This is a genomic window from Cohnella hashimotonis, assembly GCF_030014955.1.
GTDB lineage: Bacteria > Bacillota > Bacilli > Paenibacillales > Paenibacillaceae > Cohnella > Cohnella hashimotonis.
Genome location: NZ_JAGRPV010000002.1, coordinates 100,076 through 120,811 on the forward strand (window position 1 = coordinate 100,076; position 20,736 = coordinate 120,811).

Here is a 20,736-nt window from a genome sequence, read left to right on the forward strand (position 1 = left end):
TTGCATTTCGATCCGGGACCGGACATTCGATCCGGGCTGGACATTCGATTCGGGGCCGGACATTCGATCCCGGCCGGCGGCGATTTGCGGGAAGGAACCGATTGTTCGCAGGGCCGGAGCCTCTCGGAAGCTGTGTTGGTCGAAAAACCTGCATATTTGCATGTATTTTCTGCCGACCAGCGACACTCGGATGAAAAGCCTGCAAATATGCAGGTATATTCGAGTTATAAGCCGGAAATGGAGCCGAAGAAGGAAAATAAATGCGTTTACGCAGCTATTTTGTATATAAGGGCCGACATCAGCAGAAATAGATGTATATTTGCAGGCGTTACGGCGAAAGCGTTACGGCAAAAACGTTACGCGGGGGCGATAGGCGGGTCCATCGGAACGGCTGGCGAAAAAGCCGTCGGCAGGCAGTCTGCGCTAACTGAGAATCTAAGATCCGCCGATTTGAAGAGGACCGTCAGAGCGATCTGCGATCGCAAGGACGGTCTTCCTTAGGCGGGGAGTTGAGGGGGGGCGGCGGGAAAATGTGGCTGCTGGAGCAAGCCGGCGCTGCAAGCGATAAAAGCAACGTAGCTGAAGCGACGAGGGCGCCGGAGCGTGCTGCAAGCGAGCACGAGCGGTTGGCGGGAGCGAGCCGGTGCTGCAAGCGATAAAGCAACGTTACTGAAGCGACGAGGGTGCCGGAGCGTGCTGCAAGCGAGCACGAGCGGTTGGCGGGAGAAGCCGGCGCTGCAAGCGATAAGCAACGTTACTGAAGCGACGAGGGTGCCGGAGCGTGCTGCAAGCGATAGAAGCGGGGCTGCAGGTACCTGCGGGACGTGACGTTCATGATCTTGCGAGATCCGTCTCCGGCCCGCTCGGCAGCTCCACAATGACGGCCGACTTGTCGTCGGATTTCTTGTGGCGCGGATGGCGTTCGCAGTCGGGATCGAGCGCCTCCTCGCGTTCAAGTTCGTCCATGTAAGACTCGATGCCGCGTTCGTCGAGCGCGTCGGCGAGCTTTTCCCATTTGCGCGGATCGTCGTCGTTCTCGACGAAGTGGAACATGCCGTCGGTTACCGCGTAAATCCGGACGATGTTGGCGCAGGAGATGCGACCGTATTCCATCGTATATGCGAGCGCGGGGTCTCCGTTCATGACAGCGTAGCCGTCCGGCGCGTTGGCCTTGTCGCGATTGCACTTGAACACGGGCTTCAGCCGCTGCGATACCTTCTCCGCCGGCGTGCCGTTCTTGAGCAACTGCTGCTTGGCTTGCAGCGCCTTCAGGTCGAACGCCGCCACTTGATTGCGGGTCAGCGTCCGGACGCTCCCGTCGCGGTAACGCACGAGCAGCATGCAGTCTCCGGCCTGCACGTATTCGAGGTGCGTGTGCCGCCATCGGACAATCGCGAACACCGCGCCCCAGCGCTTCCACTTGGCGGCGACGTCGACGCCCGCGGCAAGCATGCGCTGCATCAGCGCCGCATTGGCGCGCAGGACGGCTTCGGCCAGATCGAAATCTACCCCGACAGCACCAGCGCTAGCACCGGCGCCAGCACCAGCACCAGCGCCAACGCCAGCACCAGCACCAGCACCAGAACCAGCGCCAGCACCAGAACCAGAACAAGAACCAGAACCAGCGTCAGCGCCGGTACCAGCGCCTAGCGCTTCGACGAGCAGCGAGGCTGCGATGCGGCCGCCCGTAAAGCCCGCCTCGTCCTTGTAGGGAAGCATTGCGGACACGCCGTCCACGACGCCGTACACATGGGCCTCCGGGTAGACGACCAGCGCGTCCTCGTTCGCGGCGGCGGCGCTGCCCGGTCGGGTGGCGGACGCCACTTTCACGCCGTAAGGCAAGCCCAGCTCCCGGTACACCTGCTTCCACCGGATCAGAAGCCTTTCGTCGGGGACGTCGGGGCGGAAGTCCAGCTTCAGGTACGTACGAACCGCCGGCAGGCGGAAGTCGTCCGTCTCAAGCACGGCACACGCCTTGCCGTCCTCCTTCATCCGGTGCAGCGCCGCCAGGCTGATTGCGTACCCGAGCCCCTGCCCGGCGAACGCGGGATCGACGCCGACCATGTGCAAGTATCCCCAGTCCTCGCCCCACTCCGGTTCCTGCCAGGCGCAGGCGGTGGCGATGGGGGTCCCTTCGCGGCACAGGAACAGCACCCTGTCCGGCCGATAATAAAAGTGCGATTGAATATATTCTCGGAAGCTCCGCTCCCAGCCGAATGCCAGCTTGACGATCCGCTCCCAGTGCGACTCGTCGCCAGGCTGGAAGCTGCGGCAGGCAAACCCTTCGTGCAGCCGCAAGGAGGGCAGATCGGCCAAGCCCGATCTGCGCATTACGAGCTGCGGCAGTTGTCTCTGTTGCGTCATCGTTACGGTCTCCTCGTCGGCTTCTTGTGCTTGCGAAACTTGCGAAAATCGGGCATCGCCACCGGCTCGCCGCCTCTGGCGCGGGACTGCACGGACAGCGGGAAGATGGCGCTCCATTCGACCGCGTCATACACGTCGATGAGGGGCGGCCTGCGGTCCCGGACGGCCAGCGCGAATTCTTCCAGCGCGAGATGGTTGGAGCCGCCGTGGCCAGCGCGGCCGCTCTCGGCGGCTTCGCGGTCGAGACGGACCCAGGCGGGCGGATCGAACTCGGCCGCATAGCTGCCAAGCGGCTCCCATACGCCCTCCGGCGCGCCGCCCCACGGGGGCGTCCGCATCGGGGAGCGTCCGTCGAGCCAGACGAGGTCCTCCTCGTCGTCATGGCGGCGGGACGCGTATGCGCCTCTCGTGCCTTGCAGGGAGTAGCTATGCATATTATGCGGCCGAGGCGACGTCCAGTCGACCCGCAGGGCGATGATCACGCCGGCCTCCGTCGTCAGGTGGGCGACGGCAGAATCGCCTTGTTTCCAGTAGCCGTCCTGCGCGGCCGGGTGACCGGCGCCGAACTTGTCGCGAAAATAGTGCTGCAGCGCGCGCGAATTAGAAGTGAAGGCGGACAAGCTCGCGAGCCTGTCCCCGCCTTCGCGTCCGAGCCACAGCCATTTGGCGAGCGGGCCGATCGAATGCGTCGGGTAATTCAGCCCGTCGTAATCGCGATGAAGCTCGCCCCGCCAGGTCAGCGATCCATCCTCGGTATGGACGGTATGGCGCAGGTCGTGAATGTATCCGCCCTCCAGATACGTGATTTCGCCGAAGGCGCCGGCCTCCGCCATTCGCTGCACCGTCATGCTCGCGCGCTCGAAACAATAATTTTCGGACATCATGTACGTCAATCCGGTCGACTCCACCGTCTCGACCAGCTCCCAGGCGTCTTCTATCGTATGGGCGGCGGTCACTTCGCTCAGCACGTGCTTGCCGGCCTGCAGGGCCCGGACCGCCTGGCGAGCGTGCAGCAGCATCGGGCTTGCGAGCAATACCGCGTCGACATCGGGATCCTCCAGCAGCCGGTCGTAATCCGTATACCCCGTCAGTCCGGGATATTCGGCCTGCCACAGGCGCACCGTGTCTTCCCGCAGATCGCAGATGGCGGACAGCCGGACGAGGTGCGACAGCGCCTCGATCGTCGTCTTGAATCTTCCGCCCCGGTTGCCGCCTACGATGCCCAGGCGCAATGGCTTCGCATCCATCGATACAGCCTCCATTCCTTATTTGACGGACCCGATGACGAGTCCTTTTTTGATATAGCTCTGCAGCGCGATATAGATGGCGATCGGCGGGATCGAGGTCATGAACAGCCCGGCGAGCAGCAGCGGATAGTCCGTGTCGAACCGCTTCAGAATCGTCGCCACCGCGACCGTCATCGTTTTCAGATCGTCGGATTGCAGGAAAATAAGCGGCGTGAACAGATCGTTCCACCAGCCCGTCGTATTGAAGATGGCGAGCGTGACGATTCCGGGAACCGACAGCGGCATTACGATCCGCGCGAGCGTTTGGACATAGGAGATGCCGTCGATTTTGCCCGCCTCCAGCACTTCGTTCGGAATGCCGCGCATGAGCGCGACAAGAAGGAAGATGTTCGAGGGTACGGCGGTCACGGCCCAGATGATGATGACCGATCCCGGATGGTCGACGAGGCCGAGCCGGGACATGAGCAGGAAGTTCGGGATGACGAACGTGATGCCGGGTATCGCCATCGTCGCGATGACGATCATGTACAGGCCGGACCTGCCGGGGAACCGCAGCTTCGCGAAGGCGAAGGAGGCGGGGACGGACAGCACGATCGTCACGGCGAACGCGAGTAGGGCATCCAGCAGCGTATTGCCGAACAGGCGAAGGACGTCGAACCGGTAGTACAGCGCTTTGAAGTTGTCGAGGTGCCACGCGTCGGGCAGACCGCCGGGATTTTGGAAAAAGTCGACCGAGGTCCGCGAGCTGTTCACGGCCATGTAGACGATTGGGTAAAAGTCGACGATCGCGATCGCGACAAGAATGGCGTATACGATCAAACGAACGGATAAAGCTCTTCGGCTGGCCATCGCTAACCGCTCCTATCTGGCTAGTCTTGAAAACGGTTCGACAACCGGATCTGCATCCACGACGCCAGCAGCGCGATGGCGAACAGCACGATGGACAGTGCGCTGGCATAGCCCAGTTGGTCGGGCGTCTGGAACGCCTTGATATAGATCATGTAATCGATCGGCGTCGTCTCGCGTCCGGGCCCCCCTTGGGTGACGGCATACACGAGCGAGAAGAGGCCGATGAAGCAGTAGATCGCGTTGGTCACGGTAAAATAAACGATGGTCGGCACGAGCGACGGGATCGTGATGTGGAACAGACGCTGCCACCAGCCGGCTCCGTCGAGATCGGCGGATTCGAAGATCTCGTGCGAGATGGAAGACAGGCCGGATAAAAAAATGAGCGCGCCTTGCCCGAGAGTCTGCCAATAGAAGCAGAAGATGAGCACCATGAAGGCGGTCGGCACCTGGGTCAGCCATTCCGTCTTGCCGTCGGTGAGCCCGAGCGCATGCAGGAGCTGATTGACGACGCCGGATTGGGCGAACATCATTTTCATCAGCATGCCGACGACGACGGACGACAGAATCGTCGGAATATAATAGAGCGAGCGGAAAAAGCGCCAGCCTCGGACTTCCTCGAACAGCAAGACGGAGACGACGAGCGACAAGAGCAGAATGCCGGGAATCGACAGCAGGAAAATGGCGTTGTTCCGCAGCAGCGTCCACAGCTCGCCGTTTGTGAAAATAAGCGTGTAATTGCGCAAGCCGATCCCGTGAGACTCGGCTCCGTTCCACTTCGTGAAGCTGTGGTAGAACGTATTGACCATCGGATAAAACACGATCGCGGCCAGCGCCGCAAAAGCCGGCAGCAGCGACAGGTAGCCGGTCATGGACTCTTTGGTGCGGAAGTGCATCGGCGGCAAGCCTCGCTTTATAAAAAAATGAGGCCTTCACGGAAAGGAATGAAGGCCTGGGCTGAGAAGGTGGCAAGCCTATCTTTGTTTGTTGATCTCGTCCCGCTTCTGGTCAAGCTTGGCCAGAAAATCGCGAACGTCCAGCTGCTGCTTGACGACAAGCTCGTTCATCGAGCTGATGTAATCGGACAGCTCCGACGGGTAGATGTTGTCCGGCCAGAAGATCGTCGCCGGTTCGCCGGCCCACTCCTGCTGCTTGACGACGTACGGGTCGTTCGTGAATTCGCCCGGGTCGACGTTCTTCAGGTTCAGCAGCTTGCCGTAGCCGTCTTTGAACCGTGCGATCTGCTCGTCCTTGCTCACGAGGAAAAGGATGAACTTCACCGCTTCCTCCGGATGCCTGGACGACTTCGAGACGACGAAGTCGGCGCCGGTGCCTCCGATGCCGCCGTTCTTCACGAGGGCATCGCTGCTGAAGTTCGGGATTTTCATCATGCCCAGATCGTCGCCGAGCGCGGCGCGGGCATCGTTGAGATAACCATAGCCGCCGAAAATCAGCGCCACTTTGCGGTTATAGAATTGCGTCTGCGGCTGGTCGTTGGTGACGAAGCCTTTCTTGTACAGCTGGACATAGCCTTGCATGACCTGGAGCAGCTTCGGGTTGTTGAAGTTCGTCTTGCCGTTGACGATATCGTTGATGCCGGACGTGCCGACCGTCTGGGCGAGCCAGTAGTCGAGGAAGTAGACGAAGTCGCCGTCCTGCTCGGAGCCGATCGGCGTGACGCCGCTGTCCTTCAGCTTCTGCAGCATCGCCACGAAGTCGTCGTAGGTGGCCGGAGGGTTCTGCTCCGGATCGAGGCCCGCGGCCGCGAACAGCTTCTTGTTGTACAAAATGCCGATCGTGCCGTCGCTGCCGTCGGGAACGCCGTAGATCGTGCCCGTATCCGCGAAGTTCTCGGTAACGGCGTTCCAGCCCGTCATCGCGTCGATATCGGACGGCTTCAGGTAGTCGTTCAGCGGCTGGATGAACGACTTCAAGTCCATCGTATAGTTGCCTGACCAAAGATTGGTCACGTCGGGACCGTTGTTCGCGATGCCCGCCGTCTGGAATTTCGTCATCGCGTTCGTGCCGTCGGGAATGTCCTGGATGACGATCTCGACGTTCGGATTGGCGGCCTCATAGCGCGCGATCGCTTTGTAAATGTAGAAGTCTTCCTTTTTCTTTGTCTTGTCGTTCTCGTCGATCGTCGGGTAGGAAGTGTTCCAGAAAACGAGCTTGGTCTTCTCTCCGGCGCTCGCGCCGGTCGAAGCGGACGGAGCCGAAGTGGTACCGCCGCTCGCGTTTGCGCCGCCAGTGCCGGCCGAGCTGTTCGAGCCGCTCGCGTCGTTGCTGCCGCAAGCGGCCAGCAGCGCGAGGCTTGCGGCCAGCAGCAGCGCCAGCGTCTTGCGTTGATTGCTGTGCATGGTTCTGTTTTCGCCCCTTATTTACTTATTGTTGTTGCTCCAGCATGCCGTAGTAGCGTCCCATCCAGTATGGGAGCAGGAACCACGTGCCGCTCAGCATCGAGCCGGAGGTATAGCTGACCGGATTGTATTGCGCTTTGGTATAGTCGACGTAATCGGTATTTAGGACGGTCGCGTTGGTGTAGTTGGAGAAAGCTGCGAACGGACTCGTATTGAACTTGTGGACATGCCGCTCGTCCGGCGGCAGCGGACGGTTCGTCGAGACGACGCCTTTGCGGTCTCCGCTGATCTTCGTATAGTCGCGATAGTTGAAGTACTGGACGAGAAGCGCATCGGCGCGCATGCTGTTGTTGACCGGGAAATTGACTTGCTGCTGCGGCATGCGGGAGAGGGCCCATGCGGCCGTATCCAGCTCCGCGTCCGTCCGCTCCGGATACGTCTTCTGGTACAGATAGATGTAGAAGGGATTGTCCTCGTCCTTCATGTTCGCCCACCATTGATCGAACACGCCGCGCAGCGTCGCCACCCGCTCGGAGTTCGGATCCTCGTTCATCTCGATGTCGATGAGCGGCAGGTACGCGATCGCGAACAGATTCTCGTCGGAGAAGTTGACGGCCAGTCTCCAGTTCCCGCTCGCATGGATGGCGCTGTTAATGTCCGGATAATCGTCGAAGTCGCTCGACAGCACGTTTTTCTTGCGTTCGATGTATTGCTTCATGATGTCCACGTAGCCGATGCCGCTTGTCGCGTCGGAGTAGCTCGCGTCGTTGTTGTCGTAGCTGCCGCCGTCGGTGCGCGGCTCCCACAGCTTGCGGTAGACTTCGCGGAACAGCGCGTTGTCTTCGCTATAGTTCGCCGGATCGAGTGAGGTCAGGTAGATCGCCGTCTTGACGAAGCTCACGATCTCGTCCGCATTGACGTCGCTCTCGTACCCGCCTTCGTACTCGCCGGGCGGTACGCCTTCGGTGTTGACGGTGTAGTCGATCTGCGGAGCGAAATAGGTGGCGTTCCACCGCGCCCAGGTCGTCGGATTGCGGGTCGCGTCGATCATCGCGAAGCCGTGCGTCACGATGCCCTTGACGATCCGGTCGGCGAACTTGATCGCCAGCGCCTTCAGATGGGCGTCCTCTGCGCCGGTGCCGTCGAACAGATAGTTCGCCGCGAAGTACAGCAGCGCCATCTGTCCGTTCACCTCGTCGGAGGACGTGTCCGCCTTGTAGATGACTTTGTAGTCGTTCTGGTTGCCGCCGTAGAGCTCGGCGAGCGCCGGGTCGACGGCCTCGACGATCGGCGACTTCAGCCGCCAGGCGACGCTGCCGTCGCTTTTGCTTTTGATGACCGGGAAAATGCCTTTATCGCCGTAGTCGGACTCGTAGGTGCGGCCCGTGGCGGCCAGATACGCCGCCTTGGCTTCGGCGACGAGGGCCGGATCGGTAATTTCCAGCGTGTCTTTTTTCTGGGCGTCCGACGTGTCGACGGCAATGCCGTACACGTCGCCGTTCACGGACGACTTTTTGAACCACAAGCCGTTCGGCTGCGCATCGCCCTCCATGATGTAGGAGCGGGCGATGAAGCCGTCGCCGCGTCCGGAGACTTGCGCGAGCAGCATGACGGCCTTCGCCGCGCGCGTCGCGTCCGCCTTGGCCGCAGCCGTCTCGGCCGCGTCGCCCAGCTGCTTGGCGGTCAAATAGCGATAGATCTCGCCGATCGCGTACTCGCTCGTCCACAAGCCGTCGTTGTCGTTGGTCGTCGGAGAACCGGCATACGTCTGGCCGCTGCGGGTGAACGCGACGTCCTCGCCGATCATGCCGTAGCGGTCGTTCACCGCTTTGGTCCACTGCTCGTACGTATCCGCCTTGTCCTTGAGCGAACGCATCGTCATCCGGATATGCACGATGCCCTTGCCGTTGCGTACCCAGACGCCGTGGTCGCCGTCCGCATACAAGCCGGAGACCTGATCGTCGCCGCCGTACAGGTAACGGGGGCCTGCCAGGTATTGCGCATAGTCCCGGCTGTCGCGTTCCTTGACGTTGATCCGCTGCAATCCTTTTTTCGTGCCGATCCACAGCGTATCGCCGTCCCGGGCGAACGCGGTCACGTTGTCCGTGCCGATCGCCTGGACGATCTCGAGTTGATCGGGAATCGCCAGGGATGCGTCCAGGCCGCTCAGCACGGCCGCTCGCTGCGTGTCGTTCAAGTCGGTCGTCGCATTGAATTCGTTCGAGCTGTAATAGTCCATCTGCTTCTGATACGTATCGCCGATGACTGCAGCCGTATAGGCTGCGGTCGGCGGCGGGCCGCCGCTGCCGGCGAGCGCCTGCAGCGGAGAGACCAGGGCGAACAGCAGAACTGCGGGAATGGCTTTTAAGCTTCCGGCGTACTTTTTCACGCGCAACGGATCCATCCTCCTGTCGGTTGAATGTTTATTGGTATCGAATGCTGGAGACGCCTTGGTCCGTCAGCACCCACAGCTCGCGATCGGAAGCCAGCAGCGCCCGGATCGTGCCCTTGAAGTACTTGCCTTCGGCATAGGTCTGCGCCGAGCCGGCGGCCGTCGTGTACACGTCGAACCGCTTGAGCGTCGTGCCCGAAGCTGTCCACATATACCCCGCCGCGTCGAAAAGGTTGACGCTGCCGCTCGTTCCGGCAAGAGCCAGCGCGGACGGCTGATAGCCGTACGTATAATCGACCGTCTTCGTGCCGGCCAGCACCTGCGCATACTCCCGCAGCGCTTGCGGCACCGTGGCGTCGGTCGTGTCGTAGAACTTGACGGTTCCGATCGGCAGCGTTTTTTGGAACGCCTGGTAGTGCTCGGCGATCTCGTCCGAGCCGAGTGCGCGCGAGTAAACCTTGACCTCGCCGATCGTGCCCTCGAAGTAGTGGATCACGTCGCCGTAAGCCTCGACATCGCCGCCTATGATCAGGTCGTTGTCTTCGTTGATCGGCAGCGGCCCGGAAGTCGCGTTGCTGCCTGCGGCCGTCCCGTTGACGTAGAGCTTGATCGTGCCGCCGGCATAGTCGTGCGCCGCGTCGCCTTCGTAGACGGCGGTGAGATAGACGAGCTTGCCTTTGACATCGGCCATCGCGCCCGATTCCGCCGGGTCCTTGGAATTTTGGGTATCGAACACGAATTTGCGGTCTTCGGCCGAATAATAGAGGGCGTAGCCGCCATCCTCGTACGTGCCCAGGATGTGGTATTCGTCGTTGGACAGATCGCTGTCCGGCGAGATCGAGACCGCGGCCTCGATGGTCAGAGCATCCTGCGTGAACAGGCTGCTGTTGTATCCGACCCGCGCCACCGAGCTCGGCTTGCCTCTCGATCCGGCGCCGTCCAGCACGAGCGCCTGCTTGCCGAACAGGGAGTCGCTTTGCACTTTGGCGTGGTTTTCCAGTATGGCATCGTTTTTGTTCAGCGTGCCGTCCTTGACGGTCGTGCCGGCTACGTTCGTAAAATCGATATTGAGCACATCCGGGGCGCTTGCGTCATATCCGGTTCCTGCGCTTGCCGTCTTGAACGTGGAGACGATCGGCGCGGATTCCTTCCCGTACGCGTCCCGCGCTTTAACGGATACCGTGTAGTCGGTATTCGGCTTCAGTCCCTTGGCCGCGAACGTATGGGTCGAGGTCTCGTCGTACGGCGAGATGACTGACGGCGCGCCGATGAGCTTGCCGTTGACCGTGACAATATACGAATCGACCTTGGTGTCGTCCGTCGCCTTGGGCCAGTTGAATGTCGCGGAGGAGGCGCCGACGGCAGAGACATTCAGTTTGGCGCCGGCGGCAAACGCGGGCGCTGCCGTATCCGTCGTATATTTCTTCGCGGATTGAATCGGGGAGGCCAGATCGATCGCGTACGGCGTGCCGATGACCGCGCCCTGCTTGTCCAATTCTCTTCGCTCGATGACGACCTTGTCGTCGTAAACTTTGACCAGCAATCCCTGGGATACGGTCTTATCCAGGTAAATGTCGCTGTCGTTGCTGTAGCCGCCGGCTTGAACGAAGGCGGTGGAGCCGTCGTTGACGCGAATGAACCCGTCGTCCGCATTGATCGTGTTCGGGTGATCCAGCGTATAATGCGTGTGGCCGGTAAAGAGCATGGCGTTCGGGTAGGCGGCCATGACGGCTTTGAACTTGGCGTACTCGGCCGGATTGTTCCATCCCGCGCCTTCGCTGCCGTAAGTGGTGTTTTTGTACGGATAATGCATCAGGACGAAGACCGGTTTTTTAGGGTCCGCCGAATTTCCCTTTTCGTCCGTCGCGATCTCCTTTTTGAGCCAGGCGTACTTGGCGTCCGACATTGCGCTCCGGTCGTGGTCGACGACGATGAAGTGGTAGCCCTTGACCCACGTATCGTAAAAGACGCCGGCGTTTTCCGTAGCCTTGTCGACGTTCTCCGCGGCATAGCCGTCCGCGTCCATGCCGGTCTCCTCGTAAAAGCGTTTGGCCGCGGCGTACTTGTCGCCGCCGAGCTCGTCGCCCGCCGCATAATACTCGTGATTGCCGGGGACGATGATCGGCTTGGCGCCTTTAAGCTTGTTCGCTTCCAGGATGCTCATCGCGCTGTCGTATTGGGCAATCGTGCCCGCGTCCGTCATGTCGCCGTCGACGACGAGCGCGTCGTAGCTGCCGAGCGACCGGTACACCTGGAGCGCCTGCTCGAACTTGGCGGCGGCGTCCACGGATACGTCCTCGATCCCGACATGCGTATCGCTCACGACGGGGAACGTCAGAAACGGCTCGCCGTCCGGGTTATTGCCGCCGTTCGATCCCCCGTTGTTGCCTGAGCCGCCGGACGTCGACCCGCCGTTCCCCGGCGTCGAACCGCCCGGATTCGAACCGTTGTTCGTTCCTTTCTCCATCCTGGCTTTTTCCAGCAGGACGACCGCTTCTGCTCGGGTGAGGGAGGCGAGGGGCTTGAACGAGCCGTCGGCATAGCCGCCGATGAGACGAAGGTTGACAAGGGCGCCTACGGCCCCGCGGCTCCAAGCGGCGATGGAGGCTTTGTCCGTGAACGGAAGCGCGACGCTCGCGCCCGAGACGGTGTCCAGTCCGAAAATGCGGGCGAGCATGACCGCCGCTTCCTGTCGGCTGACCGTTTTTTTGCTGCGAATCGTGCCGTCCTCGTAGCCCGAGATGTAGCCGGCCTTGACCGCGATTCGGACATCCTTGTATTCCCAATTGGCCGGAGACAAGTCGGTGAAGCTCGCTTCGCCCGCATCGGCGTAGCCGAGCGCCCGATTCGCCAGCGCCATCCATTCCGCCCGGCTGACCGGGCGGTTCGGCTCCAGCTTGCCGCTTGCGTCCCCTTTCAGCAGACCGCTCTGAACCCAGCTTTCCAGCGTGCTCTCCGCCCAGTTGCCCTTGATGTCGGAGGCTTGCGCAGGGCTTGCCAGCGCGGCGCCCAGCGGTCCCGCCCCGATCAGGGCGACCATCAGGGCCGCTGCCGCGAGACGGCGAACCGGCCGCGCGGCGGTATTGCCGACTGTCATATCCATTCCTCCCGCATTGATGATATTTTGCTATCTTCATCATAGGAGGCAGGGCGCCTTTCGAGGACTACAGCATATGACGATGTCGTTTATCTTCGGCGCGCGTCCGATCGCCGCGCATCAAGCGCCTGTAAGGCGAATGTTAACGGGGGATTAATGAGAAGCGGGCCGTTTATCCGGACATGCCTTTTCGTTTATCCTTTGAGGTAGCGGGAGGGAGAAGCGCCGCGCGCTTTTTTGAACATGCGGGTGAACGAGCTCAGGTTCAGATAACCGAGCTTGTCGGAGATTTCGGTCAGGCTTTTCCCGTTTCTCATCATGACGATGGCTTGCTCCGTTTTCTCGTGCACGACGAACTCGGTGAAGCTCATGCTGCTGACTTCCTTGAACAGTCTGCTTAAGTAACTGCTGTTGATGTAAAAGGCGTTCGCGATCTCCTGCAGCGTGATGTCCCGGTCCAGGTGGGTCTTGATATATTGCTTGATCAGCAAGACGATCTTGGCTTTGTCGCCGTCCGAGTTCGTCAGCGCGAGCGCTTGTTCCAGCCGTTCCAGCTCCGCGGCGAGCAGCTCCGTGGCATCTTCAAGCCGTTCGGACGCATAGATCCGGTCGACGAGCAGATGATCCGCCGCCTGTTGGCCGGCCAGCAGCTCGTCGCAGGCGGACCAGGAGCGGAACAGGAGCTCGGTCATCATGTTTTTGACGACATGGGGATGCGCCAACGGCGGCTCGCGAAGCGCCTGCCCGAGCTCCCGGAGCTGCCGCCTGGCGTCGGCGAAGCGCAGCGACTCCAGGCTGGTGGCAAGCGGCTTGCGCAACTTCAGCGCCGTCTCCGGCAGTACCTCAAGCGGCGCCGCCGCGCGCGCTCCCTCCGGCGCGCCGTAAAACCCGCGCTCCTCCGCTTCCCGCGCGGAGGCCGCATCCGGCGCAGGCGCTTCGATCGCGGTCCGTCCCGCAAGCGCGGCGGCGGCTTCCTTTTCACGCGCCAGGTCGAGCGCCAGGCTTTGCAGAATCCCGCATAGCTCGTCCATGTCCAGCGTGGACTTCAGGATGAAGTCGTGCACCTGAAGCTGGATCGCTTCCCGCAAATACTTCATGTCCTGATGGCACGTCAGCATGACGAACCGGGCGTCCGCCCGCTTTCCTTTGGCGTAGCGCACGAACTGAAGGCCGTCCATCTTCGGCATCTCGATGTCCACCAGCACGATATCGGGCAGATGGCGCTTGAACTGCTCGTAGGCTTCTTCTCCGTCCTGCGCCTCGCAGACGAGATCCATGCCGAGCTTGGCCCACGGGATCGTTTTGCGCAGGCCGAGCCTGACCAGGATTTCGTCTTCGGCGATCATGACTTTCATGACGGCATTCCCTCCATCTTTTGCTCGGCCGGCCGATAGGGCAGGGAGAGCTTCACTTTTGTGTATGCGCCGGGCGCGCTGTCGATCTCAAGGCCATATGGCGAACCGTATTCCAGCCGCAGCCGCTGCCGCAGGTTGGCGAGGCTCAGCCCACCCGGAGCCCCGCGCCCGCTGCGCCGTCCCGAGCCGGCGGGCCCTAAGAGAGCTGCGGGGGCGATGCCTTTGCCGTTGTCCGCGACGGTGAGCGCCAGGTCGCCTCCGCGGGCGCGCGCCTCGATCCGCAGCAGCGTCTCGCCTTCGAACGGTGCGGCAAACCCGTGCACGATCGCATTTTCTACGAGCGGTTGCACCGTAAACTTGGGGATCTCCGCGCGCAGCGCGGCCGCGTCGACGTCCAGCTCGACGCGATACGTCCGCATGGCGCGGATCTCCTGAAATTTAACGAAGCTCATCGCGTATTCGATCTCTTCCTCGAGCGTGCTGTACAGCACGTCGGTGTTGCGCAGCGTATAGTCGAGCATCCGCGTCAGGGAGAGGAGCGCTTCGGCCATCGTCGGGTCGCCGCGCAGCATCGCCATGAACCGCAGCGCGTTCAGCGAGTTGTGCCAGAAGTGGGGGCGCATCTGCTCCTGCAGCCGCTGCAGCTCCAGCATCCGTTTTTCCGTTTCGCCGCGCCGGATCGTCTCGACCTGCTCCTGGATTTTCCCGAGAAACCGGTGAATGCCGCTGTTCAGCGTCTCGATCTCCTTGAAGCCGCTGTAGCGATAATTGTCCGGCAGCATGCCTTTGCCGTTCGAGTCCTCTACGATTCGGGACAGCCGGCGGATGGGCATCGTCACCTTCCTGTGCAGGACGGCGAAGAAGACGGCGATGAACAGGATCGAGACGCCAGTCGTGAGTGCCGTGATGCGCCAGGTGCTGACGCTGCTCGCATGGAGCGCGCTCGGCGGGAGGAGCGAAGCCATCGTCCAGGGCGTCGAGGCGACCTGCATATACAGCAGGCGATAGGGTCTTCCCGAAAGGCGGATGTCGAGGGCTCCTTCGTCCGCGCGGGCGTCCTTGATCGTTCGATAGATGGCGAGAAGATGAGCGGACCAGTCCGAGATATCGCCCGTCAGCCGCTCGCTGTGGAAGAGCATCGTCTCCTCGTCGCCGGAGAACAGGAAGATCGGATTGTCCGCATTGATCTGCGCCCGATCCAGCATTCGTTCGATGAGCGTGCCGTTCAGCTCGATCACGAGCAGGCCGAGCGAACGATTGTTTTGAATCATGTTTTTGCTGACGTACAGGGCGGCTTCGGCATGCGAGGCGATATGGTAGTCGGAAGAGACGTTCCAGTGTAAAAAGTTGTTGTCGATGGCAACGCGGTTTTCGAACCAGGGGAAGTCCGATACGGTGCGAAGGAGCCGTTGTTCCTCTTCCGTGTTCACCGCGGGATAGGCGTAGACGCGCTGCCGGCTGTCGAACACTTGAATGTTGACGGGCAGCCGGAGATGATAATATTCCGCGAACGCGCTTAGCTGCCGCTCCGTTTGCGGCTTCGCGCCGGACTGCAGCGATTCGATCAGCGCCGGATGGTTCGACAGCGTCCGGGCGAAGTCGTCGATATAATTCAGGTAGTTGGACAAGTTGACCGATACCGAATCCATATTCTCGGCGATCAGCCGGGCGTACTGATCTTCGATCGTCCTGGTCGACTGCCTGCTGACGATATAGCCTTGCAATGAAGTCAGGCACAGCAGGAGCAGCGAGATCAGGATGAAGAGCAGCAGCTTCCAGCTGGCGAAGAGGGAGCGAATTCCGTGTCTCCAGTTCATGGCGCGTTCTCCCCGTGTCCGTATTTAAAGCTGGCGGCTAGCGGCTTCATTATAGGAGACGAATATTATCGCAATGTTTTCGGGCGTTTTTGGCGAGCGGGCAGTCCAGTCATTGGCGCAGTGAATGATTTGTAAAAGAGAGCCGGCGGTGGCGCCGGGCTTGGGGGCTGTAAGCGCAAAAAGTGAGCTTGGAGCGGCGCATAAAAAAGGTACAACCCCTAAGCTCTCTGCGGGGTTGTACCTTTCGCTTTCAGTGGCGTAATGCCGGCTCGCCGACGTTTATTCGCCTTCGTTCCAAGGGTTCATATGCACGAGCACCTCGACGACGTCGGGATCGCTGTCCATGATGCAGCGCTTGAGCGCCCGGCCGATGTCGTGGCCTTGCTGGATCGTATAGTGGCTCGGTATGCCGACGCGCACGTCGACGATGATGTAATGTCCGTGCTCGCGGGCGCGGACGCGATCGATCCGCTTGATCTCGGGCTCGCCGGCGATCAGCTTTTCGTACTGTGCGAGCTTGGCGGGCGATACGTTGCGCTCCATCAGAATGTCGATGGCGTCGGTGCCCATCTCGTAGGCGAGCTTGAGCACGAGCAGCGATACGACGATGCCCGCCACGGGATCGCCGTAGGCGGCCCAGGACCAGTCGAGGCGCTCGCCGATATAAGCCAAGCCGATCCCGATTACCGCAGCTAACGAGGCGTACACGTCGGCCAAATGATCGTAGGCGGTGGCAAGCACGCTCTTGCTGTTGACGGCCCGGCCCACCCGGATCGTGTATACGTACAGGACCTGCTTCCAGACAAGAGAGACGACTGCGGCGGCCAGCGGCAGCAGACTCTGGCTCTCCGGCGGCTCCCGGAGCGTCAGGATGGCGTGGTAGCCGATCCACAGCGCGGCGATCGCCAGGATGATGGCGACCAGCGCGGACGCGACGACCTCGGCTTTGCCGTGGCCGTAGGGGTGATCGTCATCCGCCGGTTTTTTGGATACCATGGACGACGTCAGCGCGGCTATGGTGGCGATGATGTCGCCGGCGTTGTGAATGCCGTCGGCCACGAGCACCGGACTCGCGAACAGCAGGCCGACGACGATCTTGAGAATGGTGAGCGCGATGTTGCTGACAAGGCTGATCCAGATGGACAGCAGCCCTGCGTTTGCTTTAAAGGTCAACGGCGGTGGCTCCTTTTGCCAATCTTTGTTCCGATATTCTATCATAGCGCCGAACGGGATACCTAATTCGGAAAATGAAGCTGAGATCGGAGGGGGGGCGAGCGAATCCGATGAAAAAAATAAAGAGCCGCAGCTGCGCGTAATGGGTGAGATTCGCCGATTGAAGGACCGAAGAAGCAAGATGTCCCGTCATTTAAGATAAGACCGTGTTAGTTTTATGTTATTTAAATTGAATGATCGCAATTAAAGTTCGGTTTCTGACGTGTGCAATTGCGATTGGAGTTCCTTTTGTTGTATAAAATCCACTCATTTATGACGTTTTGAGATACATATGCGTCAGATTATTCGTTAAAATTGTTTATTTTATGTAAAAAATATTGACATGTCATACGCGCGGGCATATGATTCTTGTAACAACGGTTGCCGACAGGCAGCACGCCTATCGCCGGACCCCGCCCGAAGGGAGGAATGGCTCTTCTCCTCCGCGTTCTGCGCGGAGAGGAGCCGCAGTCATGGAATTATGGAACGCGATCACCTCGCTGTCGCCTCCGGCCTCCAAGTTTTACGACGAGATGTTCGAAGGAACGCAGGTCAGGGCCCATTACGAAAAAGTTCAAGCCATTCTCTCGCGGCTCAGCATCGACGAGCGCGCAGCCAGACAGCGGCAGATGAACCGCCGGCTGCTGGAGGAGGGCATCACCTTCACCTTGTCCCAGCCCGGCCAGTCCGAGGCGCTGGAGCGCACGATTCCGTTCGATCTCGTACCCCGCATCATTCCGGGCGCCGAATGGGAGACGATCGAGCGCGGCGTCTCGCAGCGCGTGCGCGCGCTGAACGCGTTCGTCAAGGATGTCTACCACGAGCAGCAAATTTTCCAGGACGGACTGATTCCCAGGCGCATGGTGCTCGGCAACCGCTACTTCAGAGGCGAGATGATGCGTCTGTCCGTGCCGGGCGGCGCCTACGTGACGGCCTCGGGCATCGACCTGATCCGCGACGAGAAGGGCGATTACTTCGTGCTGGAGGACAATTTGCGCTCGCCTTCGGGGTTCTCTTACATTTTCAAGGGCCGATCGATCATGACCCACGACTTCCCGGAGCTGTACTTCTCGCACGCCGTTCGGGGCATCGACCGTACGCTCGACGCCTTCCGGTCCTCCCTGCGGGCCATGGCCCAGACCGACAAGAGCGATCCCGTCATCGCGCTGCTGACGCCAGGCAGCTTCAACTCGGCGTATTTCGAGCATGCGTTTCTGGCGCAGCAGATGGGCATCGAACTGGTAGAGGGGCGCGACCTCGTGTGCGAGGACCACAAGATTTATATCCGCAGCTCGCGCCGCAAGAGACGGGTGGACGTCCTGTACCGGCGGATCGACGACGACTTTCTCGACCCGCTCGCCTTCCGGCCGGATTCAATGCTCGGCGTCGCCGGCTTGATGAACGCTTACCGCTTCGGCAACATCGCGATCGCGAACGCGCCTGGCACGGGCGTCGCCGACGACAAGGCGATCTATACCTTCGTGCCGGACATGATTCGCTATTATCTGAACGAGACGCCGATCCTTTCCAACGTGCCTACTTACCTCATGAGCCGTCCGGAGGAAAGGGAATACGTGCTGCAGCGGCTGGACGAGATGGTCGTCAAGGAGACGTCGCTGTCGGGCGGCTACGGCATGCTGATCGGTCCTTCGTCGACCGAGGGGGAGCGCGCGGCATTCGCGCAGAAGATTATAGCCGATCCGGACAACTATATCGCGCAGCCGACGATCAAGCTGTCCACCGCGCCGGTCTGCGTGGATGGACGACTCGTATCGCGGCATATCGATCTTCGCGTATTCGCGCTCATGAACGGCCAGCGCGTGCATGTGCTGCCCGGCGGGCTTACCCGCGTCGCCATGAAAGAAGGCTCGCTGGTCGTCAATTCGTCCCAGGGGGGCGGCTGCAAGGATACTTGGGTATTAGCTTGATCGTTGACGAGGAGGGAACGCTATGCTGGACCGCATCGCGGAATCGTTGTTCTGGATCGGACGCTATACGGAGAGGGCGGAAAACCACGCGCGGCTCATCGACGTGTACTACCATCTCAGGGAGGATGAGCAGGGGCCGGATGAGCAGGTGTGGCGCCGAATCGTAGGCGCGATCGGAGATATCTCGGCTTACGAGGAAAAGCATGCCGCCTACGGCGAACGCGACGTGATCCACTTCCTGACGCTGGACGCGACGCAAGCCAACTCGCTTGTCGTCTGTGTCGCCCAGGCGCGGGACAACCTGAGGAAAATTCGTGACCGGCTCCCGTCCGAGCTGTGGAATCTGTTGAACGGCTTCTACCTGTGGCTAAAAAGCTGCGATACGACCGAGGTGCTGGGCGATTCGCCTCACCGGTTCTACCAGCGTATCAAGGAGGGCTTGGCGGCGTTCCAGGGGACGGCGGTGTCGATCGCGCTGCGCGACGACGCGTACAGCATGATGGAGAGCGGCAGGCATCTGGAGCGCTCCGAAAATATTGTACGGCTGCTTCAATCCGTCCTGAGGTATACCGCGGAGACGGGAAGCTCTTCCTACGCCTATCTGATGGCCGTGCTCAAGTCGGTCGGCGGATACGAAGCCTTCCGCAGGCTGGGCATCGAGGAGTTGAGCATGGAGGAGGTGGCGGCGTTTCTGCTTGCGCAAGAGCAGTTCCCGCGCTCGGTCCACTATGCGCTCGCGAGCTTCTCGGACCACATCAAGACGCTTCGGGCCGGCGCGAGCCGTTCGGGTTCGGGCCTGGACAGGATCGTCCGGACCGCCGACAAGGCGCGCTCCGATCTGGGTTGGCTTGAACGTCCGGACATTAACGCCGATACGCTGGACGCCGTTCTGCAGCAGCTGCTCGTCACGAACAGGCAGCTCGGCGAATCGATGGCGAAGGCGTTTTTTTCCCCCGGACGGGAGGTTACGGCATGAAGCTGGACATTACCCACGTCACGACTTACCAGTACGGCGCGCCGGTGACGGACAGTGTCAATGAGCTGCGCCTCGCCCCGCGCACCGACGAGCGACAGGCTTGCTATCAGCACCGGCTGATCATCGAGCCCAACGTTTCCTTGATGTCGTACGAAGATTACTTCGGCAATCGCGTGCACGCCTTCACGGCCAACTATCCGCACCGGGAGCTCGTCATCACCTCCCAGTCGACGGTCGTCACGCGCGATTCGGAGATGAAGCGCAAGTCAGAGAGCGAGCCGTCCGAGTCGTGGGCGCGGCTGCGCACCGATGCGTTCCGCGACGCCAACGCGGAGTACCTGCTGCCGACGCCGTTCGCGACCTTCCATCCGACAGTGGCCGGGTACGCGAACGACGCGGTATGCGGCGCCGGGCAGGTCGGCGTGTTCGACTTCGTCCAATGCGCGTCCGGCCGCATCTTCGGCGACTTCGAGTACAAGCCGTTGTCGACGGCGGTTCACACGACAGCCGACGAGATGATCGCCATCGGCTCGGGCGTCTGCCAGGACTTCGCGCATCTGCTGCTTGCGATCTGCCGCATGCGCGGCGTGCCCGCGCGGTACGTGAGCGGGTATCACTTCGTCGGCGATCTGCAGGGGCGGAATGCCGACTTCGAGCAGGCGTCCCACGCATGGGTCGAGGTATATGTGCCCGGCATGGGCTGGCAGGGCTTCGATCCGACCAACAACGGACTCGTCGATTGGCGGTATGTGAAGCTGGCGCACGGCCGGGACTACCTGGACATCGTGCCGGTCAAGGGTGTCTATCGGGGAACCGGCGAGCAAACGCTGACGGTGAGCGTGGACGTGCAGTTGGCGGGATAGCGCGGAGCGAGACTGCGGAGGGCAAGCGGCGGGAATTAGGAGATTGGCGTTTGGCATGCGTAAACGGGGCGAAGGGTTGTCCGAAAGTCGCGGGATCGTGGCGGCGGACAGCTCTTTTTTTGCTGCGAGCGGCGGATCGCTGCTGTAGGGAAGGCGTTAGGGCCGGAAGCGGGCTGGCAATCGAATCGCTTGCTTTAGCGGAGGCGTTGGAGCCGGAAAAGGGCCGGGGAGTCGGATCGACTTTTGCAGAGAAAGCGACATTGCAGGACACCTCGTTAT

15 protein-coding genes are annotated in these 20,736 nt (G+C 61.1%); 5 read left to right on the forward strand and 10 right to left on the reverse strand.

Annotation, left to right across the window (positions count from 1 at the left end; genetic code table 11):
* Positions 1 to 530 precede the first annotated feature (530 nt).
* Both KB449_RS34980 and KB449_RS34985 read left to right on the forward strand, forming a co-directional pair.
* Complete coding sequence (locus KB449_RS34980) at positions 531 to 659, forward strand: hypothetical protein (RefSeq protein WP_282913051.1); 129 nt, start codon at positions 531 to 533, stop codon at positions 657 to 659.
* Positions 660 to 693: 34 nt separating this feature from the next.
* Positions 694 to 828: a hypothetical protein gene (locus KB449_RS34985; protein WP_282913052.1), complete on the forward strand. Its 135-nt coding sequence runs from the start codon at positions 694 to 696 to the stop codon at positions 826 to 828.
* 3 nt (positions 829 to 831) lie between these two features.
* Here KB449_RS34985 and KB449_RS34990 read toward each other — a convergent pair whose 3' ends face one another.
* From KB449_RS34990 to KB449_RS35035, 10 genes are all read right to left on the reverse strand, one after another.
* Entirely contained in the window at positions 832 to 2,364 is a 1,533-nt protein-coding gene (locus KB449_RS34990; protein ID WP_282913053.1) for a GNAT family N-acetyltransferase, read from the reverse strand.
* 2 nt (positions 2,365 to 2,366) lie between these two features.
* The gene (locus KB449_RS34995) at positions 2,367 to 3,611 is read right to left on the reverse strand and encodes a Gfo/Idh/MocA family protein (protein ID WP_282913054.1); all 1,245 of its coding nucleotides are present in this window, start codon (positions 3,609 to 3,611) and stop codon (positions 2,367 to 2,369) included.
* A gap of 18 nt (positions 3,612 to 3,629) precedes the next feature.
* On the reverse strand, positions 3,630 to 4,460 hold the full coding sequence (locus tag KB449_RS35000; RefSeq protein WP_282913055.1) for a carbohydrate ABC transporter permease: 831 nt from the start codon (positions 4,458 to 4,460) through the stop codon (positions 3,630 to 3,632).
* Between the two features lie 20 nt (positions 4,461 to 4,480).
* The gene (locus KB449_RS35005) at positions 4,481 to 5,353 is read right to left on the reverse strand and encodes a carbohydrate ABC transporter permease (RefSeq protein ID WP_282913056.1); all 873 of its coding nucleotides are present in this window, start codon (positions 5,351 to 5,353) and stop codon (positions 4,481 to 4,483) included.
* 78 nt (positions 5,354 to 5,431) lie between these two features.
* The gene (locus KB449_RS35010) at positions 5,432 to 6,817 is read right to left on the reverse strand and encodes an ABC transporter substrate-binding protein (protein WP_282913057.1); all 1,386 of its coding nucleotides are present in this window, start codon (positions 6,815 to 6,817) and stop codon (positions 5,432 to 5,434) included.
* 25 nt (positions 6,818 to 6,842) lie between these two features.
* A complete protein-coding gene (locus KB449_RS35015; protein WP_282913058.1) occupies positions 6,843 to 9,212 on the reverse strand; it encodes a hypothetical protein in 2,370 nt (789 codons plus the stop codon).
* A gap of 28 nt (positions 9,213 to 9,240) precedes the next feature.
* Positions 9,241 to 12,306 (reverse strand): S-layer homology domain-containing protein, encoded by a 3,066-nt coding sequence (locus tag KB449_RS35020; RefSeq protein ID WP_282913059.1) that lies wholly within the window; start codon positions 12,304 to 12,306, stop codon positions 9,241 to 9,243.
* Between the two features lie 194 nt (positions 12,307 to 12,500).
* Positions 12,501 to 13,661 carry a response regulator transcription factor gene (locus tag KB449_RS35025; protein ID WP_282913060.1) on the reverse strand — a complete coding sequence of 387 codons (1,161 nt, stop codon included), beginning with the start codon at positions 13,659 to 13,661 and terminating at the stop codon, positions 12,501 to 12,503.
* The gene (locus KB449_RS35030; protein WP_282913061.1) at positions 13,658 to 15,478 is read right to left on the reverse strand and encodes a sensor histidine kinase; all 1,821 of its coding nucleotides are present in this window, start codon (positions 15,476 to 15,478) and stop codon (positions 13,658 to 13,660) included. Before KB449_RS35030 ends, KB449_RS35025 begins: the two co-directional genes overlap by 4 nt.
* 279 nt (positions 15,479 to 15,757) lie before the next feature.
* Positions 15,758 to 16,651 (reverse strand): cation diffusion facilitator family transporter, encoded by an 894-nt coding sequence (locus KB449_RS35035; RefSeq protein WP_282913062.1) that lies wholly within the window; start codon positions 16,649 to 16,651, stop codon positions 15,758 to 15,760.
* Positions 16,652 to 17,163: 512 nt separating this feature from the next.
* Here KB449_RS35035 and KB449_RS35040 point away from each other — a divergent pair.
* From KB449_RS35040 to KB449_RS35050, 3 genes are read left to right on the forward strand one after another with little or no spacing between them, the layout of a single operon-like run.
* On the forward strand, positions 17,164 to 18,618 hold the full coding sequence (locus KB449_RS35040) for a circularly permuted type 2 ATP-grasp protein (protein ID WP_282913063.1): 1,455 nt from the start codon (positions 17,164 to 17,166) through the stop codon (positions 18,616 to 18,618).
* Positions 18,619 to 18,640: 22 nt separating this feature from the next.
* On the forward strand, positions 18,641 to 19,594 hold the full coding sequence (locus KB449_RS35045; RefSeq protein WP_282913064.1) for an alpha-E domain-containing protein: 954 nt from the start codon (positions 18,641 to 18,643) through the stop codon (positions 19,592 to 19,594).
* Positions 19,591 to 20,457 carry a transglutaminase family protein gene (locus KB449_RS35050; RefSeq protein ID WP_282913065.1) on the forward strand — a complete coding sequence of 289 codons (867 nt, stop codon included), beginning with the start codon at positions 19,591 to 19,593 and terminating at the stop codon, positions 20,455 to 20,457. Before KB449_RS35045 ends, KB449_RS35050 begins: the two co-directional genes overlap by 4 nt.
* Positions 20,458 to 20,736 lie beyond the last annotated feature (279 nt).